This window comes from Shewanella sp. CG12_big_fil_rev_8_21_14_0_65_47_15 (genome assembly GCF_002783505.1).
Lineage (GTDB): Bacteria > Pseudomonadota > Gammaproteobacteria > Enterobacterales > Shewanellaceae > Shewanella.
Genome location: NZ_PFGL01000019.1, coordinates 88,612 through 110,700, shown reverse-complemented (window position 1 = coordinate 110,700; position 22,089 = coordinate 88,612). Strand labels below are relative to the sequence as shown.

19 protein-coding genes are annotated in these 22,089 nt (G+C 48.0%); 10 read left to right on the top strand and 9 right to left on the bottom strand.

Annotated elements, in window-relative coordinates; genetic code table 11:
• The first annotated feature begins 153 nt into the window (after positions 1 to 153).
• A complete protein-coding gene (locus COW15_RS05250) occupies positions 154 to 1,665 on the top strand; it encodes a CYTH and CHAD domain-containing protein (RefSeq protein ID WP_293630886.1) in 1,512 nt (503 codons plus the stop codon).
• Positions 1,666 to 1,700: 35 nt separating this feature from the next.
• Here COW15_RS05250 and COW15_RS05245 read toward each other — a convergent pair whose 3' ends face one another.
• The 8 genes from COW15_RS05245 to COW15_RS05210 form a co-directional block, all read right to left on the bottom strand.
• Entirely contained in the window at positions 1,701 to 2,525 is an 825-nt protein-coding gene (locus tag COW15_RS05245) for an ion transporter (protein WP_293630698.1), read from the bottom strand.
• Between the two features lie 145 nt (positions 2,526 to 2,670).
• Positions 2,671 to 3,000: a hypothetical protein gene (locus tag COW15_RS05240; RefSeq protein WP_007645538.1), complete on the bottom strand. Its 330-nt coding sequence runs from the start codon at positions 2,998 to 3,000 to the stop codon at positions 2,671 to 2,673.
• Positions 3,001 to 3,118: 118 nt separating this feature from the next.
• A complete protein-coding gene (locus COW15_RS05235; protein ID WP_293630697.1) occupies positions 3,119 to 3,772 on the bottom strand; it encodes a hypothetical protein in 654 nt (217 codons plus the stop codon).
• A gap of 204 nt (positions 3,773 to 3,976) precedes the next feature.
• A complete protein-coding gene (locus COW15_RS05230; RefSeq protein ID WP_293630696.1) occupies positions 3,977 to 4,666 on the bottom strand; it encodes a PspA/IM30 family protein in 690 nt (229 codons plus the stop codon).
• 11 nt (positions 4,667 to 4,677) lie between these two features.
• Entirely contained in the window at positions 4,678 to 5,091 is a 414-nt protein-coding gene (locus COW15_RS05225) for a DUF2170 family protein (RefSeq protein ID WP_007645549.1), read from the bottom strand.
• Between the two features lie 78 nt (positions 5,092 to 5,169).
• Entirely contained in the window at positions 5,170 to 6,894 is a 1,725-nt protein-coding gene (locus COW15_RS05220; protein ID WP_293630652.1) for a polyamine aminopropyltransferase, read from the bottom strand.
• A 4-nt stretch (positions 6,895 to 6,898) separates the two neighbouring features.
• Positions 6,899 to 7,798, bottom strand: coding sequence for a DUF350 domain-containing protein (locus tag COW15_RS05215; RefSeq protein WP_293630651.1), 900 nt, complete (start codon positions 7,796 to 7,798; stop codon positions 6,899 to 6,901).
• A gap of 13 nt (positions 7,799 to 7,811) precedes the next feature.
• A complete protein-coding gene (locus COW15_RS05210; RefSeq protein ID WP_293630649.1) occupies positions 7,812 to 8,783 on the bottom strand; it encodes a hypothetical protein in 972 nt (323 codons plus the stop codon).
• 212 nt (positions 8,784 to 8,995) lie between these two features.
• On the opposite strand from COW15_RS05210, the gene glnE reads away from it, so the two are divergent.
• The 3 genes from glnE to COW15_RS05195 all read left to right on the top strand — a co-directional run bounded on the left by glnE (position 8,996) and on the right by COW15_RS05195 (position 13,311).
• Positions 8,996 to 11,857, top strand: a complete 2,862-nt coding sequence (glnE, locus tag COW15_RS05205; RefSeq protein ID WP_293630648.1) for a bifunctional [glutamate--ammonia ligase]-adenylyl-L-tyrosine phosphorylase/[glutamate--ammonia-ligase] adenylyltransferase — start codon at positions 8,996 to 8,998, stop codon at positions 11,855 to 11,857.
• A gap of 127 nt (positions 11,858 to 11,984) precedes the next feature.
• Positions 11,985 to 12,956, top strand: a complete 972-nt coding sequence (locus tag COW15_RS05200) for a sensor domain-containing diguanylate cyclase (protein WP_293630647.1) — start codon at positions 11,985 to 11,987, stop codon at positions 12,954 to 12,956.
• A gap of 64 nt (positions 12,957 to 13,020) precedes the next feature.
• A complete protein-coding gene (locus COW15_RS05195) occupies positions 13,021 to 13,311 on the top strand; it encodes a hypothetical protein (protein ID WP_293630645.1) in 291 nt (96 codons plus the stop codon).
• 86 nt (positions 13,312 to 13,397) lie between these two features.
• On the opposite strand, the gene zapE is transcribed toward COW15_RS05195, so the two are convergent.
• Entirely contained in the window at positions 13,398 to 14,609 is a 1,212-nt protein-coding gene (gene zapE / locus COW15_RS05190) for a cell division protein ZapE (protein ID WP_293630643.1), read from the bottom strand.
• Between the two features lie 273 nt (positions 14,610 to 14,882).
• On the opposite strand from zapE, the gene COW15_RS05185 reads away from it, so the two are divergent.
• The 6 genes from COW15_RS05185 to COW15_RS05160 all read left to right on the top strand — a co-directional run bounded on the left by COW15_RS05185 (position 14,883) and on the right by COW15_RS05160 (position 22,069).
• Positions 14,883 to 15,674 carry a polymer-forming cytoskeletal protein gene (locus tag COW15_RS05185; RefSeq protein ID WP_293630642.1) on the top strand — a complete coding sequence of 264 codons (792 nt, stop codon included), beginning with the start codon at positions 14,883 to 14,885 and terminating at the stop codon, positions 15,672 to 15,674.
• Between the two features lie 515 nt (positions 15,675 to 16,189).
• Positions 16,190 to 17,470 (top strand): porin, encoded by a 1,281-nt coding sequence (locus COW15_RS05180; protein WP_293630641.1) that lies wholly within the window; start codon positions 16,190 to 16,192, stop codon positions 17,468 to 17,470.
• A gap of 12 nt (positions 17,471 to 17,482) precedes the next feature.
• Entirely contained in the window at positions 17,483 to 18,436 is a 954-nt protein-coding gene (locus COW15_RS05175; protein ID WP_293630640.1) for a tripartite tricarboxylate transporter substrate-binding protein, read from the top strand.
• A gap of 10 nt (positions 18,437 to 18,446) precedes the next feature.
• A complete protein-coding gene (locus tag COW15_RS05170) occupies positions 18,447 to 18,914 on the top strand; it encodes a tripartite tricarboxylate transporter TctB family protein (RefSeq protein ID WP_006085948.1) in 468 nt (155 codons plus the stop codon).
• Between the two features lie 2 nt (positions 18,915 to 18,916).
• Positions 18,917 to 20,440 carry a tripartite tricarboxylate transporter permease gene (locus COW15_RS05165; RefSeq protein ID WP_293630625.1) on the top strand — a complete coding sequence of 508 codons (1,524 nt, stop codon included), beginning with the start codon at positions 18,917 to 18,919 and terminating at the stop codon, positions 20,438 to 20,440.
• A gap of 15 nt (positions 20,441 to 20,455) precedes the next feature.
• Entirely contained in the window at positions 20,456 to 22,069 is a 1,614-nt protein-coding gene (locus COW15_RS05160) for a sensor histidine kinase (protein ID WP_293630623.1), read from the top strand.
• Positions 22,070 to 22,089 lie beyond the last annotated feature (20 nt).

Here is a 22,089-nt window from a genome sequence, read left to right as displayed (position 1 = left end):
GTGTTTTTTGAGAAAAAATCACAGCTATATTCTAACGGGTTCTATACCAACTTCAAAACCAAATCCTAAGGGATTTTTATGACACATTTGTGACATTATGAATTAAAAATGACACAGAGGTGAATGTTTGATGACAAAGTGAGCGATCGTGCAATGAATGCTGAGATTGAATTAAAGCTGTTTTTCCTGCCACAATACCAAGAATCCCTGATAAATAAGTTAGATAGCCTCGATAGTTCCGTACCTCAAGGCAAGCGTCGTTTAGCAAATGGTTATTTTGATACACCCGACCTCCAGTTACGTCGCTGGGACATGGGATTGCGGGTGCGTGGTTACGATGAGCATAAAGAACAGACCATAAAAACCGCAGGACAAGTTGTGGGAGGGATCCATTCCCGGCCTGAATATAATGTAACCATTCAAGCGGATAGCCCAGATTTAAGCCTATTTCCAGCCACAATTTGGCCAGAGGCTGCAGATATTGCCGCCGTCCAAGCTCAGTTGAGTTGTGTCTTTCACACGGATTTTAATCGCCGTACTTGGCATGTTGAAATTGACAAAAGTGTGATCGAAGTCGCGTTGGATATCGGGGAGATCACCGCTAACGGTCAGCATCAAGCCCTATGCGAGTTAGAGTTTGAATTGCTCAGTGGTGACACCCAAGCACTGTTGACCCTAGCGCTACAAGTGGCGAATGCCGTTCCCGTGCGTTTAGGTAAAGCCAGTAAGGCACAGCGCGGTTATCTACTTGCGGGTAAACAGAAGCCTATAGCGCTCAGTGCGCTCGAATTTCTACCGCTGCCAACGCCGGTGGATATGAATCTACACCAGCCCCATCAGCAAGAACTCACGGCCACCTGTCAGGTGCTACTCGAAACCGCGCTCGAACGCTGGCAACTGCTTGAAAGCATGATAACTGAGGAGGTTGATAACGAAGCGTGTATCGCACTTTGGTGGCGGATGCGGGCCTGTATTCGTTTACTGCGTATGACCTTAATCCAGTTTGGTTTACTCGATACCAGCTTGTCACAGTGGTTTATGAATATTGAACATCAGTTAGATTTTATTGAGGAGGCTCAGGCGCTTACGGCTTTATTTGGCAGCCAAAAGGGCTTAGTGAATAGACTTGTTGAAGGTAGTACATTAACGCGGCAGTTGCAGGTTCAGTTTGATGAACTTAAGCTAACCGAGCAGCTACCTTCCCTTTGGCGACAAGTGGAATATGGTCAACTGCAACTGGCGATCGTCGACATTCTACTCAATATCAGTGCGGGCAATATTCCCTTAAATAATGAACTGGGATTGCAGCAACATGCAGATAGGGCTCAACAAGCCTCTTGGCAGGCTATTCTCGATGCTATGCCTTTAGATAAACCTATGGGAGGCGAAGATTACTTAGGATGTGCAAGACTACTGGATGAAAGCATTCAAGTGGGTCAAGCCTATGGCGCGTTATATGAGGCGAAACCCCGTGATGCTTTTCGTGCTCCTTGGCAGGATATAGTGCTTGGGATCAAAACCTTAGCCTGCTATCGCACCTTAAATGGGACGGCTCAGCAACTGGGGATTGATGTAAGTGAATGGCTTGAGGAAAAACAGCAAAGCTTATTGTTCGCCATGGAGTCCTCCAGACAAAATGCGCTGCAGCAAACAGTCTATTGGTAGTTTTATGGTGATGATTAGGGCCTAAGGAGCGGGCTCTAGTCTTTTCTATCTTCTAATGCCTGCTTTAGCTCGGCAATTTTAGTCAACATTTGTGCCTGATTTTGCTCCATTTGCCGCTGACTCGCCTCCATTCTCGTTAGTGCAACTTCTAGCTCTGACTTGATTTCAGCCTTATGGGCGTCTTGGCGTTCCTGTCTCTCGGTTTCATCGGGAGCGACAAATACCGATGCCATATAACCAGAGATCACCCCGAAGAAGCTGACGCCACTCACGATAACTATGCCGCCAACGATATGACCTGCGGTGCTAACAGGGTAATAATCCCCATAGCCAACGGTTGAAATAGTGACTAAGGCCCACCAAATGGCTTGTTCGGCGGTTTGAATATTAGCGCCTTCGGTGCCGCTTTCGACGATTAAAATAATGATCGAGGCAAAGGTAAGGATAGTCACCATGGCGACCAATAGGCTGGCTAAAGTGGTTTGTTTACGCTGCTTTATCAGTGGTAGGAGTAGGGAGCGGCTCATGCGGATCAGCCGGATAACCCTTAGGATCTGGAACACACGGGCGATACGTAGGGCTTCAATTGCCGGAATGCTGGCAATAAAATCAATCCAATGGTGGCGTAGGTAATAGGTTTTATCCCGGGCACGAAACAGACCAATAAAAAAATTAATCATGAAAATCAAGCAAATGGTCGTATCAATAAAAAACAGTAACCGATAGGTTTCACCATCGAGGCGACCAAAGGTCATGACCAGCACTATGATCACAGATAGCAATGATAACAACATCATAGCTAACTCGAAGGGTGAAGGGCTACCGAGCGTACGGAGTGACCAAGGGGTTTTATCAGTCATGCTTAACAGGATCCCTGTTTTGTGCGGCAAATAGTTAAGGTAAAAGAGTTTACGCTATGAGTAAATTAACTTTGTGACAAATAATGGGCTATCACTTGGGTGTTAACTGCGCTAAATAATGACCATAGCTTGACATTGCAGGGGCTCACTTTTTATCGACGAAGTGCACTAAATCATCGAGCACACGACGCTTAATTTCCAATTGCGCATCGGCACTGAGGCCGTATTTTTCGGCGAGTTGTACATAGTCTTCGGCATTGAGGGATACAGTTAAGCGTGGACGAGTCGGGCGTTTTGATACACTGAGACCTAAAATGGTACGGATTTGATCCGAAGGACTCACACCCGCATCCAGTGCCGCTTTGCGGATAGAGTATTGAAATTTTTCATCGAGATCGAATGCCACTTGTGTCGCCTTGGCGGCCTGTTGATTCTTCAACCATTGCTCTGGAAGTGGATTTTTCGTTTTACTCATTACGTATTACCTATTGCTATCAACCATATATATCGCTAACTATAGCGAGACTACACCCTGATATTGTATTTCGCTTAGTGGTAAAGTGTGAGCTTCGCACTTTATCTTATTCTAGCCACTACTTACCAGGCCAGTAATCTCTAATGTCTGTGATTGGTCTATATAGCGTTAATACCACATCGGTATCGCCACCTTCGTAAACTTCAACCTCCAGCGCGCGACTCTCGTCATCATCGAGTAAGAGATAATATTCAAAGGGTTCTCCCGTGGCACCATTGGCATCTTGGGGCGGCTTAATATTGCGATAATCTTCGCGGTGAAAGTAACCAAAGGCGGCAAACGTCACTTGATGGTATTGTTTTCCTAGCCATTGCTCAAGTTGATTGGCGAGTTCTGCGGGTAATTCCTGAGTCAGTAACGTTGCATGGCCTGGCTCATCAAACAGCGTGCTAAATTGCTCCAAATCGAAAATCTGTTCTACCTGGGAGCGAGAAATTTTTAAGGAAAAGGCGAGGTAGGTTTCATCGTCCTCTTCAATGCTTAAATAAATGGTATCGCTACCATGGCCTTTGAGCACCCATTCTGCCTGCTGACGGCGTTCAAACTCATAGGTGTTAACGGCTTCAACCTTAAGTTGCTGGCCGCGTAATTGTGTGGGTAAAGCAAAGCTGTTATCGATGGAGATCATATCGCCCACATTGAGCGCTGATGGGTGATTGAGCTCACGCTGTGGCGGTGCTTTCTTGCCAAAAATACTGTTGAAAAATCCCATATTCACTCCTACTGACGGCGTCCGTGTGCGGTAAAATCCAATACGGCCTAGTTAGCCAGAACGGCATAGTTAGTCATAACGATATAGTTAGCCATAGGCTGCAAAATCTCACTGGCTAAGGTTCAATCGCGAATAAAGCAAAAAAATGCCGAGGTCAGTAGGGGGTGATATCCCACTGAGACTCGGCATTCGGTCAATCATTGCTTAGCTTTTACGTGCTTTGATACGGTCAAGCACGGCATTAGCATTAGACTTTTGCTCGCCTATCCCCGCTTCGGCTAACTTAGCTTGCAGTGATTTATCACTGTTTTCATCGGCTAAGGTTTCTGCCGCTTTCAGACGGTCGTCAAACTGTTGCTGACGTGCCTTGATGCGCTCGAGTGAATCTTTAGCATTCAGCAGCTTAGAGTTGCTAGACGCGAACGAGTCAGTAATGGTTGCCGTGGCTTTTTGCACGCTTTCAGTGGTTTTAACCATGCTTAACTGGCGCTGATAATCAGACAGTTGACGCTCGGTTTTCTTCACTAAATCCTTCAAACGTGCTGCATGGGCGCTAAAGCTATCGTTGGCACTTTGCTGCTCAGCAAGCTCTTGATCGAGCTGGGCAATTTTTTCTGCCACTTCAATGGCTAAGGCTTCATTACCTTTGTCCAATGCTTGAGTCGCATAACCTTCGTGTTCGGCAATCGAACGTTTCAGGCGATCGATTTCGCGGCTGGCTTGCATTTCTTTTGCCATTACATCGGTCAGTTCGCGCTTAGCGTTGGTTAAATGTTTCTCGGCGTCACGGATTTCCTGTTCGAAAATACGGGTTGAGTTTGCGTCAACGATGCTTTGGCCAACTTCGGTGGCACCACCGCGAAACGCTGTCAAAATTTTATTCAGAATGCCCATTTTGTGGCTCCTTATTTCAGATAGTCGACCATTTCATCGATAACTTCTAAGCAGTTATCGGATAAAACTGCTAATTCTTGCTCGATTTCGAGCATGCTAGATTGCAGTGATAGCGCACCGTAAACCACGTATTTGTCATCAATTTTCGCAAAGGCTGACAGGGGCATTGGAATGTTGAGTTCTAGCATGGTCTCAAACATTTCACTGCGACGTTCTTGGTTTACTTCGTTCTCGCCCCACAGGTAACTGATGCAGAGAATCTGGTTATCCGTCACCGATACGAATACCGGGATTTCTTCACGGCCAACCACATTCACTTGCAATACTTCGACTTCGCCATCAATAGGATAACAATCGAATTGAAAGCCTGTTTGGCTGTTGTTGCCAAGACTGTTGAGGTGATTGGCAAGGGTATGGATATTCATATTTGTCCTTATTGACATATTATGTCTGTGTTCAAAGATAGCACTAAGACATAATATGTCAAGTACTATCTTTATCCGTTAAAAAAGTTCCAGTCCTTGGGTTTCGGACCAAGCCTGTAGATGGTAGTGATACAACTGCAAGGAGCCGAGTTCATTAGGTTTGATATTGGCGGCATCCCGGTAAAAATTAGCCGGAAACTCAAAGGCCCCGCTCACTAAACCTAAGGTCAACCAATTATCCTGTACAGGCAGAGTCTTAAGCTCGGCCAGCCTATGTTGGGCATCTTTGCCGCTTAATGTTGCAATACTCCAGCCCCATTCACCGAAACTAGGCACATTATGATGGTACTGTTTGACGTCAAATCCCGCTAATGCCAAGGTTTTTGCGACCGATATAAATGCCATTTGGGCATGGTAAGGCGAGGTTGACTGTACTGTCAGAGCGCCATCATGACTCATTAGTTCCTTTAATTTACGGTAGAAATAATCCGAATACAGCTTATTAAGATCGGGGTGGCTCGGATCGGGCAGGTCCACAATAATGGCATCGTATTTCACACCAGTGGCAATCAGTTTATCGACACCATTAAAGGCATCATCGTTGATTACTGTGACGCGGGGATCGTTAAAGGCATCGCCATTGAGCGCTAACATGGCACGGCTCAATCTGTCGGGCATATCGGTATCGGGGGACTTAAACAGTTGCACCAGCGCCGCATCAAGATCGAGCAGGGTCACTTGCTCAGGCTGCCAGCGCAGCACTTGTTTGAGACCCAGTCCGTCACCGCCGCCAATAATCAACACTTTGTTATGGCGAGCACTGGCCGCGAGTGTGGGGTGCACCAGAAACGCATGGTAGATATGCTCATCAATACTGGAAAACTGCAGACGGCCATTGATATATAAAGCATAAACGGGCGGCAGACCGTTCCCGCGTAAGCGCTCAGTAAAGGTAAGCTGTTGAAACCGAGTCGCTTTACTGTAAATTACTTTGTCTTTATAGAGCAGATTATTGAAGTGTTGCTCCCATTGTGGCCCCTGGGTTGCGAGTATCAACAAGACGCCTGTGACCATAAAGTGCCCGGTTAATAGGAGCTTAGGGCGATGGATTTTAGGCCAGAATCGCCAGATAAACACAAAGCCCGCGAGCAGATTGAAACTGGCGGTTAAGGCCGCGGCGAGTTGGATATCGATGGCAAGCATAAAGCCCACCCAAATGGCAGCGCCTATGCCTGCACCTATGTAATCGGCACCGTAAATCGTCCCTGCGTTATGCAGCAAATGCTCGTCCGAAAGGGATTGGCGAACCCTAGCGATCAGTGGGATTTCCATACCTATCATCAACCCGAGCAATACTCCCCACAGATAGGGTAAGTATTCACTGAGTTTCTGTAGTTGACCAATCACACCGCCCTCGGGCAGTTGATCCGGTGGTAAGCCTAAGGTGCTGGCGATCAGCATAGGTAGCTGCTGGCCAAAACCTATCACGGCGGCGGTGATAAGAATGGCCAATGAGCCACAGAGTGCGACCGTGAGTTCTAAAACGACAAAACCGGTAAAGGCATCACGGATCTTACGGGCGGCAAAGGCACCTAAACCCATGGAGACTATCATCAGGCCGATCATAGTGTAGATGGCGGCTTCTAACGCCCCTAAAATGCGCCCCGCATAATGGGATAACAGATATTCGTAAATCAGGCCGCAGCCTGCTAACACGGCCATAATGCCCAGTAATAGGGCATCGTCGAACCAACCTAGGCGGCTAGGTTTAGCCGCTAAGGGGGTTAAGCTGGTTTCTTGCATTCGGTTACGCCATCAGTGCCGTGAGGATAAGCGCGATAGCGATACTGATCGCCATTTCAACGGCGGCGATGCCAATATTGTGCTGTCTTTCTACTTCATCGGCTAAATTGATACGGGCTAATACCAGTTTTTTCACAATAAACAGCAGCAAAGTCAGTGCGATCAGCATGATAACGGAGAACACTAACCAGCCGATCACGTTCGTGACATAGGCCGTTGGATTATAAATGATAAAGTGACTGGCGGCGTTAAAGCTCAGCGCCATCGCAATCATATAACCCGCGTGACGTATGGCCACAGCCGTGTGCCCCTGCACCAAAGCCTGCTGCATTGAGGAGTCTTGATTGCGACTAGCGAAACGATTTTCACGCCAGCGAGTCAGTAGCACTAACATCAACTGCGAAATCGCAAAGGCACTGAAGATAGCGATAAAAGTATCGAGGGTTAAATCTTCCGCCCATAACAGCACGGAGCGGATGATGATGGCTGTCGCTATGGCAACGCTGGCATCGACAATGGCGACGGACACATTTCCTTTGATGATTTGTTCATTCTTATCAAACTCATTTAAGGCAATCTTATCGTGGAGGAAACGGCCGAGTTTAATCAGCACTAAACCGAATAGACCATAGGCGCTCATGCCAATGGCTTCAGTAAGATAGGAATGTGCCGCTGCGCCCGTGATAGCGCCCGTGAGCACTATGCCTAGTGCGGCAACGGCGCCCGCGGTACTGATGCCAAAGGCAAAGTTATCCCGCTCCGCTAATTCGTTACGGCTGTTGACTTTCACGCTCCAGCCTTGCAAATAACGCATTAATGTCAGCAAGATAACCGCAATAGTGAGGTCGATTGCCAGTATAGTGGCTAGCTCTGGTGTGATACCGAAATCCTGAAATAGTGTCATTGGAAATCCTTAGTTACTTGCCCCGGCGCACACTGCGGGTCGTGCGATTACTGGAATTGCGAAAGCTGCTGTCTTTAGAATAGTTTGAACGGAACTTGCTGCTCGAACTTTTACTGGCACTGGTGGTATTGGCCTTAGGCGCACTGGTGCTTTCACGGGAGAGTGCTGTGGCTCCGGTGCGCGGCTTAGCGTAGGGGCTATCGAAGCGTTTACCCTGGGAGTCGAAACGTTTTTTCGTTTGTTCGAAGGTTTTAGCCTGGGCATTTGCTTGTTTTGGTGAAGTATAGCGATAGCGGCCTACATCATTGTAATAGCTATAGCCGCGATTGCCGGACCACCTGTCGTAATAAATTGGTCGATTGAAAACATTCGAAAACATCGAATACATGCCATACCAGGCCCAAAACGAAGTGCCGCTCGAGTCGGTTTGCCAGCTACCATAGGACGGATTGCCGACCAATTGACTGCCGGGGCCAAAATCTTCGGCGCTATTGGCTAGTGCGGCGGCTTCGCGGCTAATTGCATTCACGCGGGCAAGCTTACCGTCGGACATATCGGCGACCACGTTCACGGGATCAGACAACATATCGTTGTACAAACTGGGATCGGCGGCCTGATAGAGGTTCTCGGCTTCGGCTAACTGTTGATCCAAATCGGCAAAGTTTGCTGAATTTTTAGACTCTGCTAAACGACGCTTTAGGGAGGAATACATAGGCCCTTGGGTGCCTGAATCCTTGGCTAACTCACCGAGAAGGGGCGCAAAATCGGGTTTTTGCTGTGTTAACAGTGCGCTGTACTGTTTTAGTAGATTAGCGTTACGTAGTTGGCCATCATCAAGCATGGTACTCAATGTGGTGAGGCGTTGCTCTGTGAGTTGTTGATACTTTTCGATTTTTGCCGGCCTATCATCGCCACATCCCGTGAGTGATAGCATGACGGCTAAACAGAGTATCGATGCGAGAACACGCATTAGCATTCCTGCCATGTTTTCTCCAAAAGTGTTGAAATAAAACTCAAATACTTGCGGACAATAATAATCCACTTACCCAATATGCCTGCCGTGCAGGTTATAGTACCCTTAAATGCCACGGAGAAAAGGAAGTCTTTTCGTATTTTGTCATCCTGCATCTTCAGGTTGTTTGGGTATATACCATTTGCGACATAATATGTCGATAGTTAAATTTGTTAGGGATTATTATGACCATGCAAAAAGACAGTAATAAGTCATTGTCTATTCTTATCACTCAAACGGCCGAGCGCCATTGGCAACGGTTAGAGGAAGTGTGGTCCGAAGGACTCTCGCAACTGACGCCCAGCCAGCAGCAAGAGTTAAAAACTGTGCTTGGGCTCAGTGATTATGTGGCGGCGCAGTTGAGCCGTCACCCCGAATGGATTGCATCCTTGTTTGCTGGTGATGTGCGGTTGGTCGAACGCCAATACTTCGATGCAAAATTGCATGCCAAGCTGGCCAGTGTCACATCCGAAGACATGGCAAAATCTGTGCTGCGACGCTTTCGTAATTACCAAATGGTGCGCTTAGCCTGGCGTGACTTTTTAGATTACGCCAGCTTAGAAGAATCCTTACTCGATTTGTCGGCGCTTGCCGAAGCCTTAGTGATTTGCGCCCGTGATTGGCTCTATAGGGATATGTGTACTCAGTATGGCACGCCGATGGATAAAGAAGGCAACCCACAACCATTGCTTGTCTTAGGTATGGGAAAATTGGGCGGCCGTGAGCTTAATTTCTCCTCAGATATCGATTTGATTTTTACCTTCCCCGAACATGGTGAAACCGTCGGTGGCCGTCGCAGTCTTGATAATCAACAGTTTTTTATCCGTATGGGGCAGAGGCTGGTTAATCTGCTCGATCAAATTAGCGTCGATGGCTTTGTATTTCGTGTGGATATGCGTCTGCGCCCCTATGGTGAGAGTGGCCCGCTGGTGGTGAGTTTTAGTGGTCTTGAGGATTATTACCAAGAACAGGGTCGAGATTGGGAGCGTTATGCCATGGTCAAGGCGCGAGCGCTAGGACCTTGGAGCCACTTCAGTGATGAATTGCATTCAATGCTCAGGCCCTTTGTGTATCGCCGCTATATCGATTTTTCGGCGATTGAATCCCTGCGAAAAATGAAACAACTTATCGCCCAAGAGGTGCGCCGTCGCCAATTGACCGACAATATTAAACTCGGTGCGGGCGGTATTCGTGAGGTGGAGTTCGTGGTGCAGAGTTTTCAACTGATCCGTGGCGGCCGCGAGCCCGCCCTGCGCCAGCAGAGTTTATTTGGCGCTATGGATACTCTCTACAGTCTTGGACAGTTTGAGTATTTGGCGGTGGATGAACTGAAACACAGCTATTTACTGCTACGTCGGGTCGAAAACCTATTGCAGGCCATCGATGATAAACAGACTCAAACCTTGCCGAATAACCCGCTCGATTGGGCGCGATTGTGTTATGTGCTCGATATGGCTAATGAAACCGACCTTAGAACCCATATTGAGGCCGCGATGGCGAAAATTCATCGTCACTTTAAAGCGACCGTAGGCGGGGAAGAAGGTGAAGAAAAAGCCGAGCATTGGACGGCGCAGCTGTGGAACGTGCAACAGGATGACCACGCCATTGCCCTGCTCGCCGAGCAACATATCGACGATCCGCAGTTATGGCCTTTGCTCAGTCGTTGGCGTGAAACTGTGACTAAGCGCTCCATCGGCCCCCGTGGCCGGGAAACCCTCGATAAGTTAATGCCAAGATTGCTGGAAGAATTGCTCAATCAACCGAGTCCGTCGGCGGCCTTTGAACCCGTGTCTAAGGTATTGGAGCAGATTTTAACGCGTACCACTTACCTTGAATTGCTATGTGAAAACCCCGGTGCGCGCCAACAGTTGGTGAGCCTATGCTGTGCCAGCCCTTGGATTGCCGCGCAATTGGCTAAGTTTCCCATGTTGCTCGATGAACTTATCGATCCTGCGCACTTATATGATACGACCTCGCTCGATGATTACCCCAGCGAGCTGCGCCAGTATTTGCTGCGCGTGCCTGAGGATGATATGGAGCAGCAGATGGAAGCGCTGCGCCAATTTAAATTATCACAACAGCTTAAGATTGCCGCCGCCGATGTGACTGGGGTTCTCCCTGTGATGCAGGTGAGCGATCACTTAACCTTTTTAGCCGAGGCCATTATCGAGCAAGTGGTGATGCAGGCATGGCAACAGGTGGCCCAGCGTCACGGTGTTCCCACTTACCTTGAGGGTAATGATACTGGTTTTGCCGTCATTGGTTATGGCAAGTTAGGGGGTATCGAACTGGGCTATGGATCGGATCTGGATCTGGTGTTTCTGTATGAGGCACATGCTAGCATGGCCAACAGCTTGACGAATGGCGACAGGCCCATTGAGGTCGGGCATTTTTATCTGAAACTGGCGCAGCGGATTTTGCATTTATTTTCGACTCGTACTACGTCGGGCGAGTTGTATGAGGTGGACATGCGATTGCGTCCGTCGGGGACATCGGGGTTGATGGTGAGTGAAATCACCCGTTTTGGCGAATACCAAGCCGATGAAGCTTGGACTTGGGAGCATCAAGCCTTAGTACGTTCACGTTTTGTATTTGGTGATAACAGTCTGGCGGTGAAATTCAGTCGTATCCGAGCCTCGGTGCTGGAAAAACCGCGGGATAAAGATGAACTTAAAAAAGCGGTGCGCGAGATGCGCCAGAAGATGCGCGATCACTTGCTTAAGGCCGGTGAGGGGATATTCGATTTAAAACAGAGCCCAGGTGGCATCGCCGATATTGAATTTATTGCCCAATATCTAGTGCTGGCCAATGCCCATGAATATCCCGAGTTGTCGATTTGGTCCGACAATGTGCGTATTTTTGGTGTATTGGCCGAGCTTGAGCTTTTGCCTATGATGAGCGCCCAGTATTTAACCCAGAGTTATTGTTGGTTAAGGGATGAAAATCATCGGCTTACATTGCAGCAAAAGCCAGGGCAACTGCCTTATATTGAGGTGGCTGAACATGCCGAGCGGGTGCTCAGCATTTATCGAACCGTGCTCGATTAGCATTGCCTTTATTTCCCTAATTTGTGCTTCGGGCAAGATTATTTCCATTAAAATGATGGCGCTCATCTACAGGACGTTCCGATTAACTTGGTCTAAAGTTTAATAAGGGCAGCAAGTAGAGAGCGCCATGCAATTACCGCCAATTCCTGAGAATGAGCTACAACGTTTAGCCACATTACGTTCACTCAATGTGTTAGATACCGATGCCGAAGAACGTTTCGATCGTATTACTCGGCTCACTCGGCGAATTTTTTCGTTGCCCTATTGTGTCGTTACCCTTGTCGATGCAAATCGTCAATGGTTTAAGTCTCGCCAAGGATTAGAAGTAACTGAAACCTCTAGGGATATTTCTTTCTGCGCCCATGCCATCAATCATGAAGAAATTTTTATTGTTAATGACACCCTAAAGGATACACGCTTTAGTGATAACCCCCTCGTTGTTCAGCCTCCCCGTATTCGCTTTTACGCAGGTTATCCCTTAACTATTCATGGCCAATTTCGGGTCGGAACCCTGTGCCTAATCGGTACTGAGCCGCGTAGGTTTAGTGATGAAGATATTGAGACCTTAACGGATTTAGGCCAAATGGTAGAGGCTGAGTTGCTCTCCATTGCCCAAAATACCTTAGACCCACTCACGGCGATTTCTAATCGTCGTGGTTTTGAATTGCTGGCACATCAAGCCTTAGCCAGTTGTCGTCGCACTAATGCCGAAGCTGCCTTGGTATTTTTCGATCTAGACTTTTTTAAGGAAGTGAACGACAACTTTGGCCACCTTAGGGGGGATCAAGTGCTATATGATTTTGCCCATATTTTGATGTCGGCCTTTAGGGAATCGGATGTGATCGCACGCCTCGGCGGTGATGAATTTGTGGTGCTGTTAAGTTTTGTACACAGGGAGACGGTTAACCTCGCTATAAATCGTTTTAAATTATTACTTGAACAATACAATCAACGACATCCACAGCAACATAAAATTGCCACCAGTATTGGTGTTGCCCATTGGGCTCCGGATGCAGATATTAGCTTAGAAGAATTGTTTGATTCCGCCGATAAAGCCATGTATCAGGATAAAGCGACCCACCATGGTGATAAGTTCTAGGGGGATTTTGCTTTAGCTATAGAAGGGATTTGGCATCGCTGCTTATCCTAGTAGGGTAATAAAAATGGAAAATTGGGTTTCAATAAATCTTGGCGATGCGTTACTCACTGATTATCAGCTAATCAAATTGCAAAAAAACTTAGTTGATTTATATCATCTGCATGGACGGCCCAATTCTTTTGCCGCCTATTATCGACACGAGTCAAATGGACTCAATTGTTATATCCGCGTCTTTTTAACTCTCGAATTTCAGCATGTCACTAAGCTTGAAAATACGGCTCAATGTGAATTGCCAGAATTTAATGATCTGAGTTTTCTGGCCGGTAATCCAGATTATTTAGGGCATAGTCGTTAAGAGCTTTTGGTCCAAAGCAATTAAGGCCTCCTATTCCTATTGCTGAATTTGACTAGGCTATTCTCAGGGCGTTAACGACCAAAATGTTAGGCGCTGCGGCTCATTTCAATTAAACGACTATAGGTACGGCGAAACTCAAAGCTAAGGGCGCCGCCTTGATAGAGTTCCTTAAGTGGCACCTCACAACTTAAATATAGGATTACGTTCTGATCGTATAACTCATCGATAAGGCTGATAAAACGCCGTGCAGGATCGTCATTGGCGGCATAGGAGAGTTTACGCTCACCCGTGGTTTCCGCTTGGTTTTCACCCGTGCCATCCTCGGTGCCGCGGGCGCGGATCCAACCTTTCACTTCACCGCCGAGTCTGGGCACATTGCTTAGCATTAAGATATTAAATTTGCTGGCAATTTCTATATAGTCCAATTGGGATCTGGGGCCATCACACAGGGCATTAAAATCAAACCAAGCGACCGACGGCTGTTGAGTGTTAAGAGTCGCACGGATAATGGGGATGTTACGCTGACAGATGCGAATATGGCTCTGTCCTATACTGGGAGCATTTGGGGTTAATTTATTGAATATACTGTCGAAATCAAGTACGTCTATAGGGGCTATATTTTGCGACGTTGAGGCCAATGCCTCCTCTGACACCCCATCAGCCAAAGTGTGCATTCTATGATCTTGACTACCATTGAGGTGCAGCATTTGCGTGTGCTTTTGTAGCAGTGCGATACAGGGCAAAAACTTGTGTCTAGCCAGCCCATTTTCATATAGGCGGTCGATGGGAATATTTGAAGTGGCGACGAGTACTACACCTTGTTCGAATAGTTGTTCAAATAGGCCTGCAAGTATCATGGCATCACCAATGTCAGAGACAAAAAACTCATCGAAACACAGCACCTTACATTCCTTTGCAAGATTGTTCGCAATCAGTTTTAAGGGATTTCGTTGCCCCGAATGTTCCCGCAATGCTTGGTGGATCCGCGCCATAAAGCGATGGAAATGCAGCCTTAACTTACCTTCACTCGGTAAACAATCGAAGAATAAATCCATCAGAAAGGTTTTGCCCCGACCGACATCGCCCCACAGATACAACCCTTTGATGGATTGTGAATGGGACAGGCGTGCTGAATAGGGTTGTGGCATCAACTGTTTAAATAACATATCGAGCGCCAACACCGCCTGTTGCTGCGCCGGATCGTCAAGCAGATTTTCGCTCACTTTGGCGCGATACACTTCCAGTGGCGTCATCATTGGCGTTATCGATTGCGAGCTAGCGGAGTTTGAATGAGCCATTCGGGGTCTCGTTGGCGGTTGTTTTAGGTGTTTGCTGCAGTCAGTGTGCGCTTTAGCTTTGATTAAGCGCTCGTCTTTGCCACTCATACTCTTACTCAGGTACTCAGGTACTCAGAAGCCATATTGTAAGGTGCTCAGGGTAACATAGTCGCTGGCGTGACTTAAATCCCGCTCTGAGGCTTAGGTCAAATACTAAACGAAACCAGTGCTTTATTCTCGGGGCATTTTACCTTAACATCTTTGTCACAAAAATAATGATATGGAATGAATCCAATGGCTAGCAAAGGCAATGGCATTACTTTTATCAGTGCGCAAACCTCAATTGAGGGCGATATTCAGTTAGATAACTCGGCATTAATTGCGGGTAAATTGCAGGGTAAGATTGGTTCTGCGGGGCAAATTAAGATCGAGCTTGGTGGCGAGATCTCCGGTGAAGTCAGCTGTGATGAGTTGCGGGTTTGCGGTGTATTTAGTGGTCGAGTCTGTTGTAATAAGTTGATTATTACCAGTTCTGGTGTGGTTGAAGGTGAAGTTGCCAGCCATCAGATGGAAATTTATGAAGGCGGCCAGTTTATTGGTCAGCGTATTAAAGGCCCTGAGCTGGATGCCTTGCCAGACATATTAAAAGCGATAGCGCCACCGACTCAACGCTCGGATGCGCATTTATATGCCAATGAAAGTGGTTCTATAAGCGGCGGTAATCGTGCGATTCGTCCTTGGCTGTATGCTGCTGCGGCAACGGTCGTCATCGCCTTGGGCTTTAGTTTTGGACCCGAGCAATTGCGTGACTGGTTACCGAATGTGAGTGATAGCCCGCTCAACACTGAAGTGTCTCCCGTGGCTCAGGGGTTAGATGCTGCTCCATTACTGACAGAACAAACGACTGCGCCAGATACCGCGAATGCCGACAATATGGCGGCGTTATCCGCAGATCCCGATCCGCTGGCTTTATCGCAGGATTCGGCGATGGAAGATTTACAGCAAATGGAACAAGGCCATGCACAGATGGCGCAGGGTGATAATGGCACCGCGCCCACCAGCGAGAGTGCAGGCAATAAGCTCTGATTGCTAAGCACTTATATTTAAGTGCTTATATCTAAGTTCTAATCTTTAATTTCTAGGTGATAAGCTCGGCCCAATCCAACTCAGGTTCCGCTTCAAGTATTGGTCCAAGTTCCCTCCGAAGCGCTTAACGGCGCTTTGTTTTTATGAATGGCTTCTAGCTTGGTTCTACCTCTTAAGGGCAAATTCAGCCTCTTTTTATGCTATTTCACTCATCTGTTAACATTCAGCGCTCGCTAATATTCCTGTCATATTTTCATTGAGTTACCTCTCATTTTTACCTGTTTTGTGCACTTCAAGCCGTTTCCCTTGAGTTAAGTTCATTTTGTTCATGAACTTTATGATTTTTAGTCACCTTAAGTCCCTTAATGAAGATTAAGTGCGTTAAATATCTTTGACGAAATGTTAACGATACATTGCACCCTCTGGGCGAGGAAGTAGTCCGTACAGACCTGACACAACTCAAATAACACAGGCATTCCCATTGGGAATGACAGACTGCAATACAGGAGGCATTGATGCCTAAATTGACCTTACTTGCCGCGGCAACCGCTGTGGCTTTTACTGGTTTTGCGCATGCGCAAGACTTAACGCCACAAGAGCTTCAAGCACAACTTACCCAATTGACTCAAGAAGTTAACCAGCTAAAACAACGGCAGGCAGCGAATACCACTGCGACTTCATCTGAGCCTAGCGCGCCAGCCTTTGAGATCGGTGGCCGCATTCAACTCGATTACAACCTCTTCAATGGTGCCTATAACGCCGAACATAATGGCAGTAGCGCGCAGGATATTTTCCCACGCCGAGTACGTACCTTTGTTGAAGGTGAATTACAGGATTGGGATTACAAGCTGTTGCTCGAATTTGCTGAAAATACTGCTGAAATCGTCATGGCTCGGATGCGTTATTCGGGTTTTGAGAATGGCCCTAAACTGCAATTTGGTAAGTTGCGTGAAGACATCAGCCTCGATGCGCTCACTAGCAGTAAGCACATTGCGCTGATCGAACGTTCTAGCCTTGCCGATACTATGTCGCCGTACTTCCGCTGGGGTGTTTCTGCCTATCAATATTTCCCCAGCACAGGTTTACGTTACGCCTTGGGTGTTTATAAAAACGATGCCTTTGGAAGCGATGGCAAAGATGAACCCGATGATTTGAACTATGCCCTTAGCTCGCGAGTGACTTGGTCACAGGCCAAAGAACCGGGCCAAGTGCTGCATGCAGGCTTGTGGTACTCGGCGCGTCAAATGGGCGGCGATGACTTGTCTGCCAGCTTTGCCCGCGGCGAACTGCGCGAGACCAATACTCGGCTGATTAACTATGTCGCGGGTGGGGAAACTGCGGCCATTGATGATGTAAATCAAGCGGGTTTAGAGCTGGCATTCCAACATAATGCCTTGTTGTTGCAGGGCGAATACGCCCAGCGCAATTTAACGACCCAAGATCCTCAGTCAGTGCTCGATGGTGAGCGTTATCAAGGGTACTACCTGCAGGCGAGTTATTTCTTAACGGGTGAACAGCGCAGCTATTCCAAGGGCAGCGCGGTGTTTTCCCAGCCTAAGGGCGTAACCGATGCATGGGAATTGGCGGCACGTTTCTCCAGCATGGATGCGAGCTCCGAGTTCCAAGGCACTCGAGCTCAGACCTATACCTTAGGCGTGTCTTACTACTTTAATCCAAAAATCAAAGTGATGGCTAACTACATCCATTCTTCCGTCGATGGCGCTGGCACGATTGCCTTAGTCGGCAATGAAGATGTGGGCGATGCCTTTGCTGCCCGTTTGCAATACGTGTTTTAGGAGTAACGAATCATGTTGAAAATGAAATCTTTAGTCATGAGTGCGCTGTTACTGAGTGTCTCTGGCATGGCGAGTGCTGATATCCACTTTATCATTCCTGGCGGTCCAGGTGGTGGTTGGGATACCACGGCGCGCGGCGTCGGTGAAGCCTTAGTGAAGTCGAAAATCGATGGTAATGCCTCCTTTGAGAATCTCTCGGGCGGCGGTGGCGGCCGTGCGATTGCCTCTATGATCAAATCGAAAAATAAACAGGGCGATATTTTACTGGTTAACTCGACTCCGATTGTGCTGCGTGCACTCTCTGGGCAAATCCCGTTTAGTTATCGTGATTTAACGCCGGTTGCAGGCATAGTCGCCGATTACGGTGCCTTTGTGGTACGTAACGATTCACCGTTGAAAACCTGGGATGATGTGTTGGCGGCCTTTAAGGCGGATCCACAAAGATTCAATATCGCTGGCGGCTCAGCGCGCGGCAGTATGGATCACTTAGTTGCGGCGCAAGCGATTGCGGCGGCGGGTTTAGATGGCGGTCGTTTACGTTATGTTCCCTACGATGCGGGTGGTCAAGCTAAGGCTGGCTTACTCTCGGGCGAAGTCGATTTATTGTCGACGGGATTCAGTGAAGCGTTAGAAATTGCAGGCAGTGGTCAAGGTCGGATCCTTGCGATGACAGCACCTGAAATCGTTGCCGAGCATCCAGAGGTTCCGACGATTAAATCCCTCGGTTATGACATGACGTTTACTAACTGGCGCGGTTTTTTTGCGGCGCCTAATACGCCTAAAGCCAAAGTTGATGAGTATGTGGCCAAGTTTGCGGCGCTGATTAAGACGCCAGAATGGGAACTAGTGCGTGCCCGTAACGGTTGGATCAATCTGTTTGAACCCCAAGCCGAATTCATTAAGTCATTGGAAGCACAGGAGCAACAGCTTAAAGCCACTATGTTGCAACTGGGCTTTATTAAGTAAGGAGTGACAGATGTTGAATCGTGATCTGCTTGGTTCCTTGCTATTTGTCGCCGTGTTTACCGGATATGGCGTGCTGGCATGGCAAATTCCCTTATTGCCGTTTGAAGAATTTGAAGTCGTGACGTCTTCCACTATGCCGAAGATTTATGCTGCCATGGGGCTGATGTTTAGTCTGTTCTCTCTGGTTGCCGTCTTGCTGAAAGGAAACACGGTTCAACAGCGAGGGGCGCTGCTGACGAAAGCCGCCTTACAACAAACGGCGGCGCTGATTGTGCTTATGGTCTTGTATGCCGCCGGACTCGAACCGTTGGGGTTTGTTGTCGCTACTTTATTGTTTTTAGTCGCTGGATTTTGGTTGATGGGAGAGCGCCGCTTTAAGATTTTGCTGCTCGCCTCTGTGCCCGTGGTGTTGGTGTTCTGGGTGTTGATGACGCAAGTCTTAGGTATCTACTTGGCCTCAGGTTCTCTTTGGAGTTAACTATGTTCGATGCAATGTTTATTGGTCTATCGACCGCGTTTGAATTGCAAAACCTCATGTATGTGGTCTTAGGCTGCTTGGTCGGCACAGTGATCGGTATGCTGCCGGGATTAGGGCCGATCACGGCGATCGCCCTGATGATCCCTGTGACTTACAGCATTGGCCCCAGTTCAGGCATGATCTTAATGGCGGGCGTGTACTACGGCGCTATTTTTGGTGGGTCGACTTCGTCAATTTTGATCAACGCCCCGGGCGTGGCAGGAACGGTTGCGACCTCATTCGACGGTTATCCGATGGCGCAAAAAGGCATGGCGGGTAAGGCATTAGCGATTGCCGCCTATGCTTCGTTTACCGGCGGCACTATCGGCGCCATCATGTTGATGGTGGCGGCGCCGTTATTAGCGCAAGTATCACTGAGCTTTCAATCGGGCGATTATGTGGTCTTGATGTTCCTCGGTTTAACGGCCATCGCGGCATTTTCGAATCGTGGCGATTTCCTCAAGGCCATGATGATGACTCACTTAGGGTTGTTACTCTCGTCAGTGGGGATCGATCCTTTCTCGGGGATGGAACGTTTCACCTTCGGTCAGCCAGATTTACTCGATGGCATCAGTTTTCTGTTAATCGCCATGGCGACCTTTGCCCTATCGGAAGCCTTAATGAATGTGATTAAGCCGCCTAAGGCGACCGAAAACATCAATTTTTCGGCGCAGCCCATTGGCAGCACTCGCTTAACCAAAGAGGAGGTGAAAGAGATAGCACCTGTGATTGGTCGCTCATCGATTTTCGGTTTCTTGATTGGGGTATTACCGGGCGCGGGAGCGACAATAGCCAGTTTTATGGCCTATGGCACTGAGCGTAATTTATCCCGCGGCGCGAAACGCGATGAGTTTGGTAAAGGCTCGATTCGCGGTGTTGCGGCGCCAGAGTCGGCTAACAATGCGGCCTGTACGGGCTCATTTGTGCCATTACTGACCTTAGGTATTCCAGGGTCGGGCACGACGGCCATCATGCTCGGTGCATTGATTGCTTATGGTATTCAACCTGGTCCTATGTTGATGCAAGAGCGTCCAGACGTGTTTTGGTCTGTGATTATCTCTATGTATTTTGGCAATATTATTCTGCTGGTACTGAATTTACCGCTGATCCCTTATTTTGCCAAAGTGCTGGCTTTGCCTAAGTCCATCTTGACTGTGATGATCCTATTCTTCAGTTTGATTGGGGTGTATTTAGTCTCGTTTAATACCTTCGATCTGTTCTTGATGATAGGTTTTGCGATGATCGCTGTGGTGCTACGTTTGCTGGCATTTCCGATGGCGCCGCTGCTACTGGGCTTTATCCTAGGTGATATGATTGAGCGTAACTTCCGCCGTGCTATGATCGCCTCCGATGGTTCTTTGAGCTTCCTGTGGGAACGCCCACTGACACTGACTATCTTGATTGTGGCAATTGCTATGCTGGCTGTGCCATTGCTCGGTTTTATTCGTAGTCATAGTAGAAATGCTAAATTGGCGAAAGCCTCTTAATCTAAAGGTACGCTAATGAGACGCCCTAAGCGCTTAGAAACTTGGTTAATCAGTGTGGTGACTTGCCTGAGTTTGTTGCTGTGCGCCCTCTTTGGCGGTATCAGCTATCAAATTTTGAGTCGTAGCATTACTGAGCAATTGGGTGCTAAGGCATTAGGTCTCGCCCATGCAGTTGCGACCCGCGGTGATGTGATTACATCGTTGGAGAAGGGGATTTCGAGTCCGCAATTGCTGGCTGCGATTGAGGGGATCCGTTTAGCCTCTAAGGCCGATTTTATTGTGGTGGGCGATACCCATAAACACCGTATTGTGCATCCCGATCCTAATAAAATTGGCAAAATGATGGAGGGCGGTGACAGCCAAGCGGCCCTGCAAGGGGAAGCTTATATCTCCGAGGCGCAGGGCAGTTTAGGCCGCTCTATTCGCGGCAAAGTACCTGTCTACGGTGAACAAGGTCATATTATCGGGCTGGTCTCCGTGGGTTTCTTGAGTCAGTCCGTGGGCGTGTTAATCGATAAACGTATTCCTGAAATCATCATTACTGTCCTTGGTGTGTTGTGGATGGGCGTGCTGGTGGCTTTTTGGATGGGTCGGCAAGTGCGGGAAATGTTGTTCGGCTTACAACCTGCTGAAATTGGTCGATTATTTGTCGAGCAGGACGCGATTCTTAACACAGTGCGAATGGGCGTGGTGGCATTGGATGCCGATGGACGTATCCGCAAGTTGAATCAACGGGCGCGGGAGATCTTAGCTTTATCTCCTACCTGCCAACCTAATGATCTGATGCTGAGTGATTTATTGCCGCAGCACGCCGATTTTCTACTGACGAATCAAAACAAAACCATCAGGGGATTCGAGTTATTTGCCAATGAGCAATGGCTGGTGATGTCGCGGGTGCCGTTTCAGGTGCGGGATCAAAATGATGGCTTGCTGCTGACGATGCGCCCCGCCGATGAAATTGAGCGCTTGAGTCAGCAACTCGCCAAAGTGCAGGAGTTTGCCGAAATGCTCAGAGTTCAAACCCATGATTACTCGAACAAACTCCATACACTAGGCGCCTTGTTGCAACTCAAAGCCTACGACAAAGCGGTCGAATTTATCGGCCAAGAAAGCCAAGGTTGGCAGGCTCAAATCCATTTATTACTGTCGCAAATCCATGAGCCTACGATCGCCGGATTGCTATTGGGTAAGTACCACAAGGCGAAAGAGCTTAATATTGAATTTCAAATCAGTCCAGATAGTCAGCTCAGCGATGTGCAAGACGCCATTATGCTAGAGCGGATGGTGTCGATTATGGGCAACCTTATCGACAATGCTATCGAGGCTGTTCAGCGGGCGAACAATCATAAGCCCCGCCGGGTGGTCGTGACCTTAGATGAAACCACCTCGAACCTGATTTTTGATGTGGAAGACAGTGGCGATGGGATTTCTAAAACCGAGTACAGCACGATATTCGATCCAGATTACAGCTCTAAGCAGGGGGCGCAGCACGGTGTGGGCATGTATATAGTCAATACCTACCTCTGTGCTTGCCATGGCAGTTTAGAGTTCGCCGACTCAGATTTAGGTGGCGCGCGTTTTTCTGTGTATATTCCCACTAAACCTTTACCTGAAGTAGGTACTGTTTAATGCATACAGTGATCATCGTT